Raw genomic sequence first — 17,637 nt, forward strand, 5'->3', positions numbered from 1 at the left:
AATTAATAATTTATTTATCTTTGTGTCATGGACGACCCGAGTCAGATAACCGAATTTGGCAAAATACTCCTCATAGGGGTAACGGGTATCGTATTGGTGTTATTCACGTTGTTCTTGGGTAAGCTGGTTTCTCCCCAAAAACCGAACCCAGAGAAGCTGAGTACTTATGAATGCGGTGAAGAAACCGTCGGCAACTCCTGGATACCATTCAATTCGCGTTTTTATGTCATTGCATTGGTGTTTTTGCTATTTGATGTGGAATTGGTGTTTGTCTTTCCGTGGGCAACGGTCTTCGGCCGTCCTGAACTAATAAGCGCTGATACGCGCTGGGGCTGGTTTACCTTGGCGGAGATGGCAGTTTTCATAGGCATCTTGATCATTGGATTGGTATATGTATGGCGAAAGGGCGACCTCGAGTGGGTGAAACCGCGGACCATACTGCCGCAGGTAAAGGTCAATATACCGCCATCAGCCTACGACAAACTGAAGCGCGATCCGTATCGTGTACGGCCATTCGAGGCGGCATTGCAGACGGCGGACAAGCCTCAAATCCCCGGTACGGTTCCTGCGGTAAAGAAACCAGCTTTCAAACCCTTATTCAGAAAACCCGGAGCTCCCCCATCGTCATGAGTATCGACAAACAATTGGAACGTAACGGTGTGGTCGTCGCTAAGCTGGATGACCTACTAAATTGGGCACGGCTGTCGTCCATGTGGCCAATGAGCTTCGGCATTGCGTGCTGTGCCATTGAGATGATGGGTGCCATGGCCGCTACCTATGATTTGGATCGCTTCGGCGTGTTTCCCCGACCTTCACCGCGCCAATCCGATGTGATGATCATTGCGGGTACGGTGACCTTCAAGATGGCCGACCGCATACGGCGGCTTTATGAGCAAATGCCGGACCCGAAGTATGTCATCTCCATGGGCTCATGCGCGAACTGCGGTGGTCCCTATTGGCAGCATGGCTACCATGTAGTCAAAGGGGTGGATCGGATTATTCCGGTTGATATTTATGTACAGGGATGCCCTCCCCGGCCTGAAGCACTCATCGGAGCCTTTCTAGAACTGCAGAAAAAGATAGCGGACGAGCATATCGTCGCTGACAAACTGCAACCGACACAAGCATAACCTTTAGCAATCATACAACCTTATACGATTATGGCAAAAGATTTTTATGGCGAATTACAATTGGGTATCCTCGGTGGTGGACAACTGGGCCGTATGCTTATCCAAGAAGCCATCAATTTCAATGTGACTATCCATATTCTCGATCCGGATAAACATGCACCTTGCCGCGACCTGTGCAACCGCTTTGTCCAGGGTGCGCTGGATGATTTTGACACCGTATATGCATTTGGCAAGGGCTTGGACATGATAACCATCGAAATCGAGAAGGTTAATGTCGATGCACTCGAAAAACTGGAAGAGGAGGGCGTGATGGTATATCCTCAGTCACGCATCATCCGGTTGATTCAGGATAAGGGGCTACAAAAGCAATTTTTCAAGCAAAATGATATCCCTACAGCGCCTTTCCAGCTGATCTCGTCCAAAGAGAGCCTGAACAATGCATCTATTCCGCTACCTTATATCCAAAAGCTCCGCAGAGACGGCTACGATGGCCGCGGAGTGAAGAAAATTATCAGCGAAGCGGATATAGAAGATGCTTTCGAGGCACCCAGTCTCATTGAGCAGTGGATAGATTTTGACAAGGAGCTGGCCATCATCGTATCGCGCAATGATGATGGTGATGTGGCTACCTTTCCCTGTGTAGAAATGGAGTTCAATCCTGAGGCAAATTTGGTGGAATTTCTGATCTCGCCATCTACGTTGCCGTTTGAAATCCAACAGCGCGCAGAGCTATTGGCCAAGAAAATCGCTGAAGACCTGCAAATCGTCGGCTTATTGGCTGTGGAGCTGTTTCTCACCAAAGACGGACAACTGTTGGTAAATGAGCTCGCGCCGCGTCCGCACAACAGCGGGCACCAAAGTATCGAAGGCAACTTCACTTCGCAGTTTGCACAACACCTGCGTGCCATCTTCAACCTGCCCCCGGGCAACACCGCCACACGGAGCAACGCCGTGATGGTCAACCTATTGGGCGAAGCCGGCCATGACGGATTGGCCCGTTATGAAGGTATTGAAGAGATTTTAGCGATGGAAGGTGTATATTTGCACCTGTATGGCAAGAAATTCACCAAGCCTTTCCGCAAAATGGGCCACGTATGCGTCATCAATGAAGACCGCGAGGCCGCCATCAGTACGGCAAGGAAAGTGCAGCAGACGATTAAAGTGATTACGTAGTTCGTAAACGCTAATTGGTAAGCCAAAAGCATAAGAGAAGTCCAAAAGTTGTAAGTTAAGGAAATCATGTCAACATTATCACATCTACCGGAAGTAGGCGTCATTATGGGCAGTAAGTCTGACCTGCCCGTCATGCAGGATGCCGTGGACGTATTGAAACTATTGGGAGCTCGCGTAGAAGTGACCATCGTATCGGCGCACCGTACGCCCGACCGCATGTTTGATTACGCCAAAAGTGCAGCCTCGCGGGGCTTGAAGGTCATCATAGCTGGTGCCGGGGGTGCTGCCCATTTGCCCGGCATGGTGGCGTCCATTACGCACTTGCCGGTCATCGGCGTGCCGGTCAAGTCATCCAACTCCATCGATGGCTGGGATTCGGTACTCTCCATTTTGCAAATGCCCAACGGCATCCCGGTGGCAACGGTAGCGCTCAATGCCGCTAAAAATGCGGGCATCCTCGCTGCACAAATATTGGCTGTATCGGACGAACAAATCGCACAGAACCTGCTAAACTACAAGGCTGAGCTAGCCAGGAAGGTCGAAGAAAGCGCGAAGGAGTTAGAAAAAAGCTCGGCGGGAGAATAAAAGACTTCGGCAAAAAAGGCGCCCACCTTTTTACTAAAAGGCGGGCGCCTTTTGCTAAAAAGGTGAGCGCCTTTTGCAAGAAAGCCGCCCGGCTTTTTGCCAACCGGCCGCAGCGTTTATTAATTCTAGTCGGTTTATCGTTGAATACCTTCCAGCCGTGCCAGCTCCTCTCTACTGATTTTGAAAACCGTCCCGTGGCGAATACCGTCAGGCATGGCCAATTTTTCAGATACTTCGCGCCAATTCACTAGATCCCTGGATGCGATAGCACCATACCTATGCATGATATACTTATCGAAATATACAACCCACTCACCGCCGACGCGGCCCGCTGTCGGCCCTTCGGCCCAATAGTCCCCTGTAATCGGTTCGCTGGCTTTACTGTAGGGTCCCTCCATGCTTTCCGCATAGGCAACCTTTAGATTTTTTTGTGCCGGTTCACGGGTTTCATCCTTCAGAAACATTACCCAGCGGTTGCCATCGCGTGCAATGGTGGCATCAATCACGTTGAAGCCGGGATCATAAAACAGCTTGGTCTCACTGAACGTTTTGAAATCGCTGGTGGTCACGTAATACATCCGATGGTTGTAGCCGTTATCCGCTTCGATTTGTGTCTCGGGGAAGCGACCTCGTATGGTAGTAGCCCAATAGATCATATAAATCCCGCGGTCGGGGTCGTACGTGATTTCGGGTGCCCAGCAGTTTCGCGCATCCGGCTCATGAGCCATCACTGGGATGTACTGTTGCTCGGACCAATGAATGAGGTCGTCGGACGATGCATAACCGATCCCCCGGTCGGTCCAGCTTACGGTCCACACCATATGGAAACGCCCATCGCCGCCACGGATAATGCAGGGATCGCGCATCAATTTATCATCGCTCAGCTCCGGTTTTAAAAATGATTGGTCATTATTCAGGGCGGCCCATTTAAAGCCATCATAGCTGTAGGCCAGGTGTAAACCATCTTCGCCATTGCCCTTGAAATAGGAGAAGGCAAAGACACTGTCCTGCCGGCGTTCGACATAATCAAGTAGCTCGGTGGCTGCCAGCAGAAAAGCACCCACTCCAAAATTAGCCGTTGAATTGGCATCTACCGTCTGCCCAGGAATGGCCCGTTCGCCGATGGGTTGCACATAACCCACCCGCCCATCAGGCTGCAGAGCAAATGTAGCCAGGTATTGCCAGCCCTTGATAGCCGGCACCGTATATGTTGCCGGGTCGAGGTAGCCGTTGTTGACGCCCCAAAACAATCCGTAGGTGAAGAATGCCGTGCCGCTAGTCTCTGGCCCAGGCGCATGCTCCGGATCCAATATACTGCGTGTCCAATACCCTTCGGCCTGCTGGCTGCGCATGATTGCACCCGCCATATCACGGTATACCGTTTCAAATTCCGCCCGATGCTGGTAATCCGCCGGCAAGTCCTGGAGTACCTTAGCCAATCCCGCAAACACCCACCCATCGCCACGTGCCCAAAAGTCCTTTTTGCCATTTACGCTCTTATGTTTGGGGTAAACATACTTGGCATCCCTATAAAACAGATGCTCGTCGTCATCATACATGAGTGCCTTCGCATAGCTGAAATATTCAAGCAGTTTCTCCAAGTACTGCGTATTGCCTGTGACATGATATAACTTGGTCATGACGGGCATTACCATGTAAAGGCCGTCCGCCCACCACCAATAGTCTTCGTTGGGCGTACTCATCTGGTATTCTATCACCTCCATGGCCCGCCTGATCTTGGCACTATCCGGATCAAGGTGGAAGAGGTCTATATACGTCTGAAAACAGATTTGCCAATCACCAAACAGCACATGCTCATCAGACTCGCCGTAGTGGTACTTCCATGTCGACCGGTCGTCCGACTTGGCGCCCTTCCACTGATTGTGACTGGCCCAGGCTTCGGAATAATCACGGTATGCCGCGTTTCCCGTGGCCTCATACGCTGCCATGTTGCCGGTATGGTAAGCAGCAACATCCCAGAACGCCCATTCTTGTGGTTTATGAAGAGATTGCCAATATTCATTGACCCGATGGATAATCTCGACAACCTGTTCTTTGCCGGGAATATCCTGGGCCGGTGCCGACATCGCTTGAAAGCAGACTAGTGTAGCACCAATGATATAACGGGGTGTATACTTCATGTCAATAAATATCTAGTGCATGATCAGCCTTTACATCTTCACCATTCCACACTTTTACGGCCGTCCACGGCTTAGGTTCCCCTTGCCAGAACGTATCAGTTTCGGGCAGGCCCAGGGGCAGAAGGATAGCCGAACAAAGGTACAGGCTGCCCGTCGTAATATAAAAATCGCTAATTGACGGTTGCTGCCCGTATAAACCGATATTAAGCCAGCCCTCCGCATTGAACGTGCCGGGCGCTTCAGTGGTCTTCTCAATGACGGCCGTAAGTGCTCCCCGCACCTGAGCGGGATGGAGCGACTCGGGCAGTTTTCCTCGCAACGCCATATCAGCCAAATGCTGGAACGCCCCGCCACGGTACACGATAGAACGCCCGATGACAGGAAACGTACCATCCGTATTAATCAGACGTTCCTGTATTTCAGCATAACGTCTACTGATGCGTGCAAAATCACGTGACGCATAGTCGTATTTTTTACCTTTCCCTTCCATCACGGAAAGGATGGCGTGCATATAAGGCTGGATGACATAACTGTTGTAATAATCCATCCTGAACTGCATGCCATCTGCATACATCCCATCGCCGGTATACCAGTGCTGGGCAAACGTACGGAGGGCATATTCTATACGCACGGGGTCATACGGAAGGTTGTATTGGCAAAAAAAGGCTTCTATCATCGCCGAGAACAATATCCAATTGCTATAAACCGGCACCACATCGCGTGTCTGCAACAGCGCCTCCACCACCCGCTGGCGATCGGTCTCAGCAAGGTGCTCCCAAATCCAGGGCGCACGGATGAGGCCGAGCGCAAAGAACGACGCGTCCACCAATGGCTGCCCGCCCTTCCATAGCAGGTAATCCTTGGCCTGCGGGTTGACCGCATTGCTCACTGCCTTGAGCAGCCAGGCACGGTATTGGTCTCGCAACTCCACTTCCTTGGCATCCCCGCCTTCCAGCTGTATCCAGGGCGCGATACCGCAAAGCGTACGCCCAAAAGCCTCCAGGTAAGATACATCAGTGCGGTGTGAGGGATTGTCAATGCCAGGAGCGAGCGCTACTGGCATGCGTGCTTTCAGTTGGTCTTCAGCCAGGTGCTGAATCACTGGACGGGCCAGCCTATCGAGATGCGCCAGCCATCGCTCACGGTCTGAAGACTGGCCTTGGAGCGTCAGCGGAATAAACCAGCAAGCCAGCAATGCAATCATGTATGGTCTCATACGGATCAAAAGCATCATATCAGTTATATCATTGGTTTCATCTTCATAACAAGGCTATAGCCGCAAAGCTACCCGATATGGACTAATATGACAGGGCCAAATCGGTATTCTTAGCGGGGGATTTTATACCCGTTGTGGTATTCAGCCGCCAATAGCTTATTCGCTTCACGGCTGCTAAACTGTCCCTTCTGTGCATCCCAATAGATCTTTTCGCCCGTGCGGTAGGCGATATTGCCCATCTGGGAAAAGATGGCGATATGCGCACCAGCAGTGATAGGTGCATGCAAAGCGTCCAGCTTCCGCGAGCGTACAACGTCAATAAAATTAGCCGTATGCATATCCAATCCATTGTCTTGGCGTTCCTGGAGCGGCACCGCTTCCATCCGGTCTCCTTCAGGAATAACTTCCCAGCCACCCCGGTCTACGACGAGCGTACCGAAATTGCCGATAAATGCCGTACCATGATTGCGTCCATAAGGCCCCCCATCGATGCCGTTAGCGTGTTCCCACTGCACGGTAAAGTCATCAAATTCATAAACCGTGGTTAGCGTATCCGGCGTTTCGGCGGCATCATCCGGATAAGCGAACTTCCCGCCGGTAGCCATGATGGACTTCGGCGTGGTGGCTTTCATACCAATCAGCGCAAAGTCAAGCATATGCACCCCCCAGTCGGTCATCAGGCCGCCCGCATAATCCCAGAACCAGCGAAACTCGAAATGGAAACGGTTGGGGTTGAACGGCCTTTGCTTGGCTGGCCCCAGCCAACGGTCATAATCCACCCCTTGGGGCACCGGGCCATCGGGCTTGACGGGAATGCTTTTCATCCAGCCCTGGTACGCCCATGCCTTCACCAAGCGAATCTTGCCCAATTTTCCGGAGTGCACAAAATCCATGGCGTCCCTGAAGTGCTGCTGACTGCGCTGCCACTGCCCAACCTGCACGACACGGCCATATTTGGCAGCAGCGGCTACCATAGCGTTGCATTCCACGATGGAGTTTCCAAGCGGTTTCTCTACATACACGTCCTTTCCTGCCGCACAGGCGTCGATTAGGTGCAGGCAGTGCCAGTGATCGGGCGTACCGATAATGACGGCGTCGACATTCCCGTCGGCCAACAAATCTTCATGCTTCGCATACAATTTCGGGGTGATACCACGTGCCTTCAATTCTTCGGATCGCTTATTCAGCACGTTGGCATCCACGTCACAAAGCGCCGTACACTGCACGCCAGGCACTTTCAGTATAGAGTTGAGGTTGGACCATCCCATGCCGTTCGCACCAATCAGCCCCACTCGTACTGTTTGCTGCCTGAAGCTCCCGATGGAAAACGTACCCGGGAAAGCGGACGCTGCTCCGGCGGTCGCTGCCAACGTTGTCATTGTGCCCAAAAATTTTCTTCTGCTGGTGTTCATAATTCAACTTGTCAATTGGTGATCTTTGGGGCCAAGATAAGAAAGATCCCGTGAACCGGCAAGACGACATTTTATTCGGGTGTACGGCGAATTCAGTCGTTTCCAGTTACTGGATTTGACTGGGACGCCCGCTCCGCTCACGCCCTAGGTCAAAAATCCAACAACCGGAAATATTGTCGATTGCTCCAACTTGAAATTTACCGCATGACGTATTTACTCCAGCACCATCAAAAACCCGCCATTGGGTTTTAGCTCAATTGGTGTAGACGCTATAGGGATTTCCATTTGCCGAAACCCCTCGCCTGCTACATCATCGGTATATAACATGGCTTTCTTCATCCCTTTAAACGCTTGTAAGTCGATAGCGATTTGCTTAACAGCTGCCTCGCCATTGATTCCTGCAACATACCATCGGCTGCCAGCCTGACGTGCGATGACTACGTCCCGTCCCGGGTAGCCCGAGACAAAACGCACATCATCCCAGGAATCCGGCAATGTCCGCAGCAAATCTTTTACGCTTCTCGGCACCGTCGACATCCCCTCCGGAGATTCGGCATAGTGCTGTATACCCGAGAGGAACAATACGCTCGTTGCCAACTCAAATGCGGGTGTGGTACGACGCTGCACGGGGGTGTAAACCTTATTTAGGTTCATCGGCGTGAAATCCATGGGATCGAATGCGTTTCTTGTAAAAGGGAGGATGGTCGAAAGCGTTGCTTGCTTATCAGCGTCCTCCTGTCCGAACGTCACCATTTCAAATCCCCTTACGGCTTCAACCGTCATCAAGTGCGGGTACGTACGCGACCAGCCTCTGGGCAGCGTAGCTCCGTGGAAGTTGACCAATAGGCCATGCTTGGCAGCATCGTTCAAGATATCGATATAATACTGGATGACAGAACGACCGTCACCGCCGAAAAAATCAATTTTTACCCCTTTGATACCCATGTCCTTGATGCGACGGAATTCGACAGTACGGCTTTCAGGTGTCAGCAGCTTGTTTTTCGGCGAATACTTCACCGTGTTCCAGTCGCCTGCCGAATTGTACCAGAGCAGCAACCCCACCCCTTTGTCGCCCGCGTAATCGGCCAACTCCTTGATTTTATCGTAGCCGATTTTGCGGTCCCAATTCACATCAACAAGGCAATACTGCCAATTCATGTCTGCCGCGAAATCGATGTATTTGCGCTGTTCATCGTAGGTGATATAGTCGTCTTTCGAATTGATCCAACTCCATGATGATTTACCCGGTTTGACGACGCTTTTGTCTATATCGATGGCGCTTTCTGCGACATCGAGCCCCAACGTGGACTCCACGATGGTTGCCAATGAACCGACGGCAATAACCCGCCAGGGCGAATAGAATGGCACATCAGATAGGGGCAGCAGGCCGTTTTCGGATATCACCTCCCGGTCATCCGGGAAGCCTACGCGGTATTCGCCTTCCGGCGATTCGGGCCGGAGACGCGTAGCGCAGTACCGGCCATCGAGACCGGCTTCAGTGATGAGCACCCACGTACTGTCTATTTGGAAAAGCGCAGGATACACCCATCCCGCGCCGGTAGGCTCCGGCGTGCCCACGGGTATACCTTGCTCGTAGTGTTCCTCATAAGACGGGTTGGTCTGCTCCCATCCCGATTTGGCAACGGCCACAGGCTGCAGCCAGCCTTTTGCCTGCGGCGGGAAATGGAAGGACGTCCGTTCATCCAGCACCTGTATACCATCGCCCTCCACATGCGGGAAATGATAACGAAATGCAACACCATCATCGGAAACCTGAAAAACAACGTCGAATCCCTGACCCTCGGCATTCCGGAACCGGTAGGTTTTCCTGGTAGCGCGATATCGATTATGCCTACGCTTGGCGTTCACCGTCTCATAGGCTTCGTTCACCTGCTCAACGGGCGATTGGCCGACCAGCTTTAAGTCTTTTGTAAAATCCGCCGTGGTCGTTTTTAAGCCCAATTCTGAGCTATCGAGCAATGTCTTGCCCTGATAAAGAAGCGCATACCGAGCTTGGCCACTGGCATTCAGCCATACACTAACTGTGATACGGCCGTCCGGGCTGGGCAGCGGCTCACCACCAATTTTATTGCTACATGAACCGACAACACAAGCTGTCAGGAAATAAAAAATAATGCGCATAAGCGTGCTTTTTTGAGGATGTCACTTCTATTCTCCAGTGGATTCCGTTTATAGTTGGCTCTGCCTTGTGGCGTAATACAAATATAAAAAAGAACGCAATAAACGTCAAACAAACAACTATTTTTTTGGCACCGAAAAGATAACCGGGACAGGCAAACGCTGTCATTGAAACGGGGCGCGTACAACGATTTTATCCCCTGCATCATCCACTTCAAAAAGATGAGGAATACGTATATAACGTCCGTCCTCGCTCACACTGTGGCTATGTACGGCCATAAGAAGTTTACCTTCAAATGTCCGGAACAGCATACCATGTCCGTAGTTTGGTGGTGTGATCGGTTCTTTTTCATGAATCCAAGGACCATCCAACGCGCCACTTTCCGAATACGCCACACCCTGAGTATATACATCAAACACCCAACTTGTCCATAGCATACCCAATTTTCCGGTCTGCGTACGAAACAAAAAAGGCCCGTCGGTGACTTTATTTGGAACGATATTCCCTGCTTCATCATGTTCTTTACTCCAAGGCGAATCACTTGCTCGAAAAAGCAACCTGCCCTCGCCAATCGAACCACTTAAATCAGGCTTTAATTCAATCTTTTCCATGGTGCCATTCCAATTTTGCAACCATTCATGGCAATAAATCATATACGGCTTGCCATCCTGGTCTATCCAAAATGTGCCATCTAACGTCGGCTTGTCGGCTGGTAGATAAATAGAATCTTGCATCGGAACATACGGGCCATCAGGTTTATCACTGACTAAAACGTGGGAAGCTCGGCGCTCAATGGCATTGCCTTTGACCGTATCGATCTTTTGACCCCGATTCGTGAATGTGGCAAAGTTGTAATATTTGCCTTTATAGGCATGCAATTCTGCAGCCCAGACCATAGGTTGTGGTCCCATCCACGATGCTGGATCGTGCTGGATGATCGTAAAAGGTCCGGTCCATGTTTTTAAATCCTTGCTTTTCCATAGCTGACCTCCCGTGCCGGTCATATAATACGTAGCCGTGTTGCTATCTGCCAGAATGAACGGGTCACTCAAGCGAATCGAATCCAGCGGCACGTCTGTTTTTACCCGAAGTCCCAGCGCGCGATACTGCGAAAAACCAGGCATAAGGAGCGATGACATCAGTGCCGCAATTAAAAATGTTATTTTCATAAGCCACATCACTTCATGTTGAATTTGCAAAATGCGAAGCATTTTCATGGCTACCAAATATACCGACTATCTTTAGCATTTACGGCTTTCATCGGGCAGCCGAATACGATATGTGATCCAGTTAATCGGCCGTATTTTGCTGATAAACCCTTACGTAGTCAATTTCGTATTTCGCGGGCAATAGGCTGTCATCGATTTCGCCTCCATTCATGCCCCCCAAAGCAAAGTTCAACAAGATATAATGGGGTTGCTTGAATGGGTTGAAACCCGTGCCATCCTTGTTCACCAATTTTTCCAACGGCACGCGGTTCATCAATAAGTCATCTACATACAGGGCGATTTCGGTCTCATCCCAATCCATTCTCCAGATATGGAACCGGCTTGCCCATTCCGCACCGCCGAGAGAGTCCACATTTTTTGTTTCACTATACCACTCGGCTTTCCACCGTTCTTGCGTGCCGCAAGCGATGTTTGCCAAAATCATTCCCCGGTAATACTCCATAATGTCTATCTCGCCGTTGGATGGCCACTCCCCTGCTACGCCCAAGGTCCAAAAGGCTGGCCATAACCCGCCACCTATCGGAATGCGGGCCTTCATTTCAAACCGCCCATATTGCCAGCTTTGCTTGCCCCGCGTATTAATGGAGGCCGCAGTATATTCTATAGTAGGCCGCGAGCGCCCCCAGTGTTCACTGCCCGACTCATACGTCGGATTTGGCTTGCTTTCTTTGCGTGCTTCAATAATGAGCAAACCGTCTTTGCAATAGGCATTGTCTTCCTGATACCACTGGTCTTCCTGATTTCGCACAAAGCCCTTTTCGAAACGCCAGTTGGCCGTATCCACAGGACCATCCACATTGAACTCGTCAGACCAGACGAGCCGGTAACCGTCGGCTAGCTCGCCTTGCTCATTACTAGGTGGCTGTTGGATACCCGTACAAGACCATAAGAGCGTTGCAGCGGCAGGAAACGCAATTTTAGCTACCCACATATGTGTTAACTTAAGCATCATTTATTCTTTTAATAGCCAATCGCCCCGCTTCCCCCCGTAGTAGGCCATCCTGGATTCTGGTAAATCACCGAATTTTCTAGCGACTGGTTTCCCCCTTAGTTGTCGAACCGACACTTATTGTGTTTTTTAGCAATAAGGCCATCAAAATAATTGTCCATGACTTCATTCTCAAACGGGTTTAGCTTATAATATGATATACAAACTTAGCTAAATTCCTTTTATGTGCAATATAATTTGCAGGACAGATCAAAAAGGCATTATTCAGGCCTCCACCGTTTGGCAGTAGGGTCAGGAAAGGAAAAGAGGTGCCCAATGTGTTGGACACCCCTTTCAGTTGGCAGGTTTTCGGAAGAGGCCTAATAGCCCGGATTCTGTACCAATTGATTATTACGGTTCATCTCATCGCGGTGGATGGCAATGAAATACATCTTATCCAGCCACTGCCGGTTTTCGATACCCGGGTCGACCGTGCCCACGGTGTAGGTATAATCATAATTTTCCGGATCGTACCGATATAGCGACACGTTGCTTCCGGCTTTCAACCTTCCGAGTATGCGGATAATGCCTACCTTCCTTCCCAACGTTTCGGCTGCAATCATCCAGCGGCGTGCATCGTGAAACCGATGCTCTTCGTAAGCCAGTTCAATGCGCCGCTCATTACGGTAGGTATCCCGCAGTGCATCCCCAGACGCTGTAATGGCCGGCATCCCTGCGCGGAAGCGAATGCGGTTGAGCCATGTCCTCGCTTCGGCTTCGTCGCCCAGTTCAATGCTGGCCTCCACATAATTCAGCACAACCTCCGTAAAACGCAATACCGGCCATGGGATGAATTGACGGGTATTTTGGTCAACCACTGCCGGATCGGGGTCGATAAACTTACGCATATAATAACCGGTATGGGTGCCGTTCCAGTCTTCCACGCTGCTGTTGCGGGTATCCAAGCCGTAGTGAATCGCAGTGTTCCCCCCTTGCCTCACCTCATACTGTCCGGTTTGGATCTGGTTTGCTGGATCCCGGCCCGCCACATCGGCTGTACGCGGTTTCCAGTCTGCCCCGTCATAAAGGATGGTAGCGTAGAAACGCGGATCCCGGTTGATATAGGGTGCAGCCGCGTGCGCCGGATTCCCCCAATCGAACGGCCTGCCGTCAGCCATACCATAATCATCGACCAGCTGTTGGGTTGGTGTATTCCCCGCCCAATTGTGATACCCGTTAGGACCGTTATTCCTGCCCACGTAATTTCCGCCCTCGTCTTTAAGATCGATAAAGAACCTGCCCAATATGAGATCTGCTTTGCCATCGGCGGGCACCGCATTACTGCCGCCAGCCATAGCCATGGAAAGGTAGTTGGCCGTACCCTCCTCAGGTGTGACCGGCTCGGTCAGGCCCATCAAATATCCCGGGCCGAAAGCATCCATAACAGCCTTTGCGGCAGCTTGGGCACGCCGCCATCGTTCCATACGGTTGCCGCTGGTATAACCCAGGTATTCAGGATTTGAATAGTTGGCGATGATTTCCGAATTGGCAGACGCCGTCGGAATATCGTGCAGATCACTCGCTGCCTTGGTCAGCACACGGGCCTTCAAAGCCAAGGCGGCAGCTACCGACGCCCGGCCATCAACCACAGGTGCATCGGCCAGCAATTCGGCAGCCCTATCGCAATCAGCAACGATAAATTCCACATTTTCTTCAAATGTATTCCGTGCAATGGTGTAATCGTCATGTCCCAGCCCATACACGCTGTCGACCAACGGAACCGCTCCATAGTATCGAAGCAATTCGGAATAGAAGAACGCGCGGAGGAAATGGGCCTCGCCCGTCAACCGCGTCGCTATGTTTGAAGAATTGTCAAACTGCGGGTCTGCCAGTTGCTGTATAGCGATATTGGTTGCCCGGACACGCCTGTACAGGTTGCCCCAATTGTGGGTACCCGCACTGATCTGGCTGTTCCAGCCGAGATCAGCATCGTTTGAACGGGCCTCCGTAATGGTGTTAATTCCTCGACCCGGATGGGTAAACATCGCCTCGTCTGATAACGAAGCTAACATTTCCTCATCGAACCCACCTTGGCCGAAGCCGTTATAGATCTCTGTGACGAAAGCTTCTGCCAATCCGGCATCTTGCCATGTATCTTCATCAGACACTTCACCCAACGGCCTTGTGCTTACAAAATTATCGTTGCAAGCCACCGTACAGCTCATGATGACGACCAACAGACACTGTACAAACGCATGATATTTTTTAATTCGTTTCATCTTCTTCTTTGGTTTAAAAGGTAACAGCAATGCCGGTATTCAACAACCGCGCTTGTGGATAATAATGCCCCAATTGATTAGTGGATTCCGGATCCAATACACCGACTGAGCTCCAGGTCAACAGGTTAAACCCGCTCAAGTAGATCCGCAGATTACTGATTCCTGCAGATTCCATCCATTGTGCCGGAAACGTATAGCCCAGCTCCAGGTTTTTTAACCGGATGTAGTCTGTGCTCCGCAGCCAATAGGTGTTGCCGGAAGAGTAATATTGGTCGCTGCGGTCTGTGATACGAGGGTGTTCACTGCTGGGCGCATCCACCCGCCAGCGGTTTTCGTAAAAATCAAGCAGGTAGTTTCCGATGGCACCAGACTCGTCTGTCCCTACGCGCAGTTCGGCACCTGCCGCTCCTTGGAAGAGCACCGTTAAATCGAACCCTTTGTATTGCATACCTATATTCAACCCGCCCTGAAACGTTGGTATGGTGTTCCTATCACGCCTTACGCGGTCGTCAGGTGTGATGGCTCCGTCTCCGTCATAATCGACAAACTTCATATCGCCCGGCCGCAAGGAGTTTGTGACAGCACTGTAATCAATGGTGTTGGCAGCAATGTCTGCTTCATCACGGAATACGCCATCATAGATATAATACAGCTGCGAGTTGATGGTTCTTCCGGTAGACAACTGCCATTCAGGCGCACCGGGAGCTTCGTCCCAGAAAAGGATTTTGTTCTTGGCAAATCCACCGTTCAGACTGACATTTAAATTCAATTCGCCGATTTGGTTGGTATAGCCCACGCTTAAATCCCACCCGCCATTCTCTACGATGCCGATATTCTCGGCTGGCAGGGTCATCCCGGTCGTTTGAGGAATAGAAGCATTCCTCCGCCACAGGATGCTTTCCCTTCTGTTCCTAAACCACTCGACCGTGAAGTTGAATTTGCCATCCATCAGCTGCCCGTCTAACCCTACGTTATAGTTGTTGGCCACCTCCCAGGTTACAAACAAGTTAGGCACGCGGCTTTCATACAGCGTCTTCACCAGGTTATTGCCGATGACATAAGTACCAAAACCATAGGTAGAGAAGTATTGGTATTCCTGCAGGGTCTGTGTGCCGTCGTTGTCATGATCGAAGTAAATCTGGTCATTACCCATCTGTCCGTACGAACCCCGCAGCTTGAGGTAATTGACAACGGGCACATTGTCCTTCCAAAAGTTCTCTTCGGAAATCATCCAGCCCGCCATGACGCCTGGAAAAAAGCCGTACCTACTGCTTTCTGGAAACATATAAGAACCATCGTATCGCCATAGGAATTCGGCGATGTACTTGCTTTTGTAGTTGTATCCTACACGGCCGAAGTAATTGAGCCGAGCTTGCTCCCAAGCGCCGCCGTCATTGTCTTTTTCCGCTTCTCCACCGGCAAACAGGTAGTCGATACTGTTGGAGATAAAGTAGCGGCGGAACGCTTCGAAGTTGTCGTTCCGAACGGTCTCCCGGTTTACACCGGCGAGCAGGTTCAACGTGTGGTCACCGAAGGTGCGGTCATAAGACAGCACACCCCCCAGCAAGACATTCATCTGGTCTTCGTCTCCCTGGGTCAGGCGTGGATCGGCGGGGCCACGCTGCCCCCGTACCAGCAGCGGGGTGACACCGTCATCTTCGTAATCGCCCTGCCACGTATACAGAAACCAAGGAACCTCCCAACGCTTGGTTTTCTGCTGGTACTTATCAATAGATGCGGTACCGGTGAATTTCAACCCTTCCACCCATGGCAAGGTGATATTTACTTCCCCATTTGTCTGGAAATAATATCTCCTATCGCGGTCGTAGCCGGTTTGGTTGGTCGTGATCACCACCGGATTCTCTCCGTACTCGATATCCGGTCCCGGCAAACCGTTTGGCCAGTACGCCGGTTCGGTGGGAATACCGCGCATCAGCATCCGAAAAATCGTCCCTGCCGACTTGGTGGGAAACTCGCGGTCCTCCTGACGGCCCAATATGCCGATTTTTGTGGTGACATACTTATTGATATTGGCATCCAAGTTTACCCGTATATCGTATTGCGAATAACCCGTCGCAGAATTCCGGTAGTATGCATCCTGATTTTGGTAGCCGATGGACGTTAAGTACTTAATATCTTCGGTACCGCCATTGATTTGCAGATTGTGTTGCGACTGGGGCGACCAATTTTTCAAGGTAGCATCAAACCAGTTGGTATTGGGGTGTCCCCACGGGTCTGTCCCGCTGGCAAACAACTGGATGTCTTCCGGCGAAAATGGTGCCGTGAGCACGGAGCCGTCTGCCCGGGTGTAGGTCCCAGTCGCATCCAAGGCAGCCTGTGCAGCTGACCATTCCGCCACGGGCAATTTGAAGACTTCTAATTCGTTGCGCATTTCCGCATACTGCACGGCATTTGCCAGCTTAGGAATGACCGTTGGCTGAGAGAACGCCTGATTGAACGTATAGGAAAGCGATGGCTTACCGGTTTGGCCACGTTTTGTCGTGATGAGGATAACCCCATTGGCCGCACGGGCACCATAAATGGCCGCGGATGCGTCCTTCAGTACCGATATGTTGTCGATGTCTGCCGGGTTCAGCCGTTCGAACCCGCCTGCCCGAGCCGGGATACCATCGATGACAATCAGCGGGCCGCTGTTGCCCAACGTGTTCGTGCCCCGTATCCGTATGGCAGCACCGTCATATCCGGGCTCTGCGCTCCCCTGGGTGGCCACCACACCTGGCAGGCGCCCCGCCAACGCGTTGGAGACGTTTACCGTAGGCGATTTCATCAATTCAGAGCTCTTTACCGAAGCCACAGAACCGGTAATCGTCTCCCGCCGCTGCGTACCGTAGCCAACGACAACCACTTCTTCCAGGTTAGACATGGAAGCGTCTACCTCCAATTGGACATCTATCCGTTCGCGGTCAGCGGTAATGGTCTGGGAAACATAGCCAACAAATGAAAAGACCAGCGAACTTCCTTTGGTTACTTCCAAACTGTAGTTCCCCTCATCATTTGTCGCTGTACCCGTTGTGCTTCCGGCCACAGCAACTGATACTCCGCCAATAGGCCCACCCTGCGCATCCGTCACTTTTCCTTGAACGGTCAGCGTACCTTCCTGTGCAAACAATGGATTTCCGGAAATCGACATAGCTATCCATAAAGCCGTGAGTAGCAAAAAAGATAACATGCGGCAGCCATCAATCCGCTTTCCTTGGATTCGGAACAATACGGCTGCACCTATCCAAGAATCCACCCGAATAGGAACACGCTCAACTAACTTTTTCATCATAATTGTGTGTTTTAATAAGTTAATAATTAAAGGGTTATTGATAAATATTTATGTATTACGGATAAGCGATAGCAACGTCTTTCCTACGGAAAAAACAAAACACAAAAAACAA

12 protein-coding genes are annotated in these 17,637 nt (G+C 51.1%); 4 read left to right on the forward strand and 8 right to left on the reverse strand.

Annotated elements, in window-relative coordinates; all coding sequences use genetic code 11:
- The first annotated feature begins 27 nt into the window (after positions 1–27).
- From JHJ32_RS15190 to purE, 4 genes are all read left to right on the forward strand, one after another.
- Positions 28–630 (forward strand): NADH-quinone oxidoreductase subunit A, encoded by a 603-nt coding sequence (locus tag JHJ32_RS15190; RefSeq protein WP_079718026.1) that lies wholly within the window; start codon positions 28–30, stop codon positions 628–630.
- Positions 627–1,130 carry an NADH-quinone oxidoreductase subunit B gene (locus JHJ32_RS15195; protein WP_079718025.1) on the forward strand — a complete coding sequence of 168 codons (504 nt, stop codon included), beginning with the start codon at positions 627–629 and terminating at the stop codon, positions 1,128–1,130. Before JHJ32_RS15190 ends, JHJ32_RS15195 begins: the two co-directional genes overlap by 4 nt.
- Positions 1,131–1,160: 30 nt before the next feature.
- Positions 1,161–2,303: a 5-(carboxyamino)imidazole ribonucleotide synthase gene (locus tag JHJ32_RS15200; protein ID WP_200121515.1), complete on the forward strand. Its 1,143-nt coding sequence runs from the start codon at positions 1,161–1,163 to the stop codon at positions 2,301–2,303.
- 66 nt (positions 2,304–2,369) lie between these two features.
- Positions 2,370–2,888 carry a 5-(carboxyamino)imidazole ribonucleotide mutase gene (gene purE / locus JHJ32_RS15205; RefSeq protein ID WP_200121516.1) on the forward strand — a complete coding sequence of 173 codons (519 nt, stop codon included), beginning with the start codon at positions 2,370–2,372 and terminating at the stop codon, positions 2,886–2,888.
- Positions 2,889–3,022: 134 nt separating this feature from the next.
- On the opposite strand, the gene JHJ32_RS15210 is transcribed toward purE, so the two are convergent.
- The 8 genes from JHJ32_RS15210 to JHJ32_RS15245 form a co-directional block, all read right to left on the reverse strand.
- Positions 3,023–5,029: a glycoside hydrolase family 88 protein gene (locus JHJ32_RS15210; RefSeq protein ID WP_233632685.1), complete on the reverse strand. Its 2,007-nt coding sequence runs from the start codon at positions 5,027–5,029 to the stop codon at positions 3,023–3,025.
- 1 nt (position 5,030) lies between these two features.
- The gene (locus tag JHJ32_RS15215) at positions 5,031–6,245 is read right to left on the reverse strand and encodes a DUF2264 domain-containing protein (RefSeq protein WP_079718137.1); all 1,215 of its coding nucleotides are present in this window, start codon (positions 6,243–6,245) and stop codon (positions 5,031–5,033) included.
- A gap of 110 nt (positions 6,246–6,355) precedes the next feature.
- The gene (locus JHJ32_RS15220) at positions 6,356–7,624 is read right to left on the reverse strand and encodes a Gfo/Idh/MocA family protein (RefSeq protein WP_233632686.1); all 1,269 of its coding nucleotides are present in this window, start codon (positions 7,622–7,624) and stop codon (positions 6,356–6,358) included.
- Between the two features lie 246 nt (positions 7,625–7,870).
- Positions 7,871–9,799 (reverse strand): glycoside hydrolase family 97 protein, encoded by a 1,929-nt coding sequence (locus JHJ32_RS15225; protein ID WP_200121517.1) that lies wholly within the window; start codon positions 9,797–9,799, stop codon positions 7,871–7,873.
- Between the two features lie 162 nt (positions 9,800–9,961).
- Positions 9,962–11,014, reverse strand: coding sequence for a glycoside hydrolase family 43 protein (locus JHJ32_RS15230; protein WP_200121518.1), 1,053 nt, complete (start codon positions 11,012–11,014; stop codon positions 9,962–9,964).
- Positions 11,015–11,087: 73 nt separating this feature from the next.
- Entirely contained in the window at positions 11,088–11,978 is an 891-nt protein-coding gene (locus JHJ32_RS15235) for a family 16 glycosylhydrolase (protein ID WP_233632687.1), read from the reverse strand.
- A 356-nt stretch (positions 11,979–12,334) separates the two neighbouring features.
- Positions 12,335–14,233 (reverse strand): RagB/SusD family nutrient uptake outer membrane protein, encoded by a 1,899-nt coding sequence (locus tag JHJ32_RS15240; protein WP_233632688.1) that lies wholly within the window; start codon positions 14,231–14,233, stop codon positions 12,335–12,337.
- Between the two features lie 13 nt (positions 14,234–14,246).
- Positions 14,247–17,525 carry a TonB-dependent receptor gene (locus JHJ32_RS15245; protein WP_233632689.1) on the reverse strand — a complete coding sequence of 1,093 codons (3,279 nt, stop codon included), beginning with the start codon at positions 17,523–17,525 and terminating at the stop codon, positions 14,247–14,249.
- Positions 17,526–17,637: the final 112 nt, after the last annotated feature.

The sequence above is a fragment of the Parapedobacter sp. ISTM3 genome (genome assembly GCF_016533505.1).
GTDB classification, from domain to species: domain Bacteria; phylum Bacteroidota; class Bacteroidia; order Sphingobacteriales; family Sphingobacteriaceae; genus Parapedobacter; species Parapedobacter luteus.

Excerpts from the sequence above, each read along its gene's own strand:
- JHJ32_RS15190 (WP_079718026.1), top strand. The coding sequence starts at position 28 with ATGGACGACCCGAGTCAGATAACCGAATTTGGCAAAATACTCCTCATA.
- JHJ32_RS15195 (WP_079718025.1), top strand. The coding sequence starts at position 627 with ATGAGTATCGACAAACAATTGGAACGTAACGGTGTGGTCGTCGCTAAG.
- JHJ32_RS15200 (WP_200121515.1), top strand. The coding sequence starts at position 1,161 with ATGGCAAAAGATTTTTATGGCGAATTACAATTGGGTATCCTCGGTGGT.
- purE (WP_200121516.1), top strand. The coding sequence starts at position 2,370 with ATGTCAACATTATCACATCTACCGGAAGTAGGCGTCATTATGGGCAGT.
- JHJ32_RS15210 (WP_233632685.1), bottom strand. The coding sequence starts at position 5,029 with ATGAAGTATACACCCCGTTATATCATTGGTGCTACACTAGTCTGCTTT.
- JHJ32_RS15215 (WP_079718137.1), bottom strand. The coding sequence starts at position 6,245 with ATGAGACCATACATGATTGCATTGCTGGCTTGCTGGTTTATTCCGCTG.
- JHJ32_RS15220 (WP_233632686.1), bottom strand. The coding sequence starts at position 7,624 with ATGACAACGTTGGCAGCGACCGCCGGAGCAGCGTCCGCTTTCCCGGGT.
- JHJ32_RS15225 (WP_200121517.1), bottom strand. The coding sequence starts at position 9,799 with ATGCGCATTATTTTTTATTTCCTGACAGCTTGTGTTGTCGGTTCATGT.
- JHJ32_RS15230 (WP_200121518.1), bottom strand. The coding sequence starts at position 11,014 with ATGAAAATGCTTCGCATTTTGCAAATTCAACATGAAGTGATGTGGCTT.
- JHJ32_RS15235 (WP_233632687.1), bottom strand. The coding sequence starts at position 11,978 with ATGATGCTTAAGTTAACACATATGTGGGTAGCTAAAATTGCGTTTCCT.
- JHJ32_RS15240 (WP_233632688.1), bottom strand. The coding sequence starts at position 14,233 with ATGAAACGAATTAAAAAATATCATGCGTTTGTACAGTGTCTGTTGGTC.
- JHJ32_RS15245 (WP_233632689.1), bottom strand. The coding sequence starts at position 17,525 with ATGATGAAAAAGTTAGTTGAGCGTGTTCCTATTCGGGTGGATTCTTGG.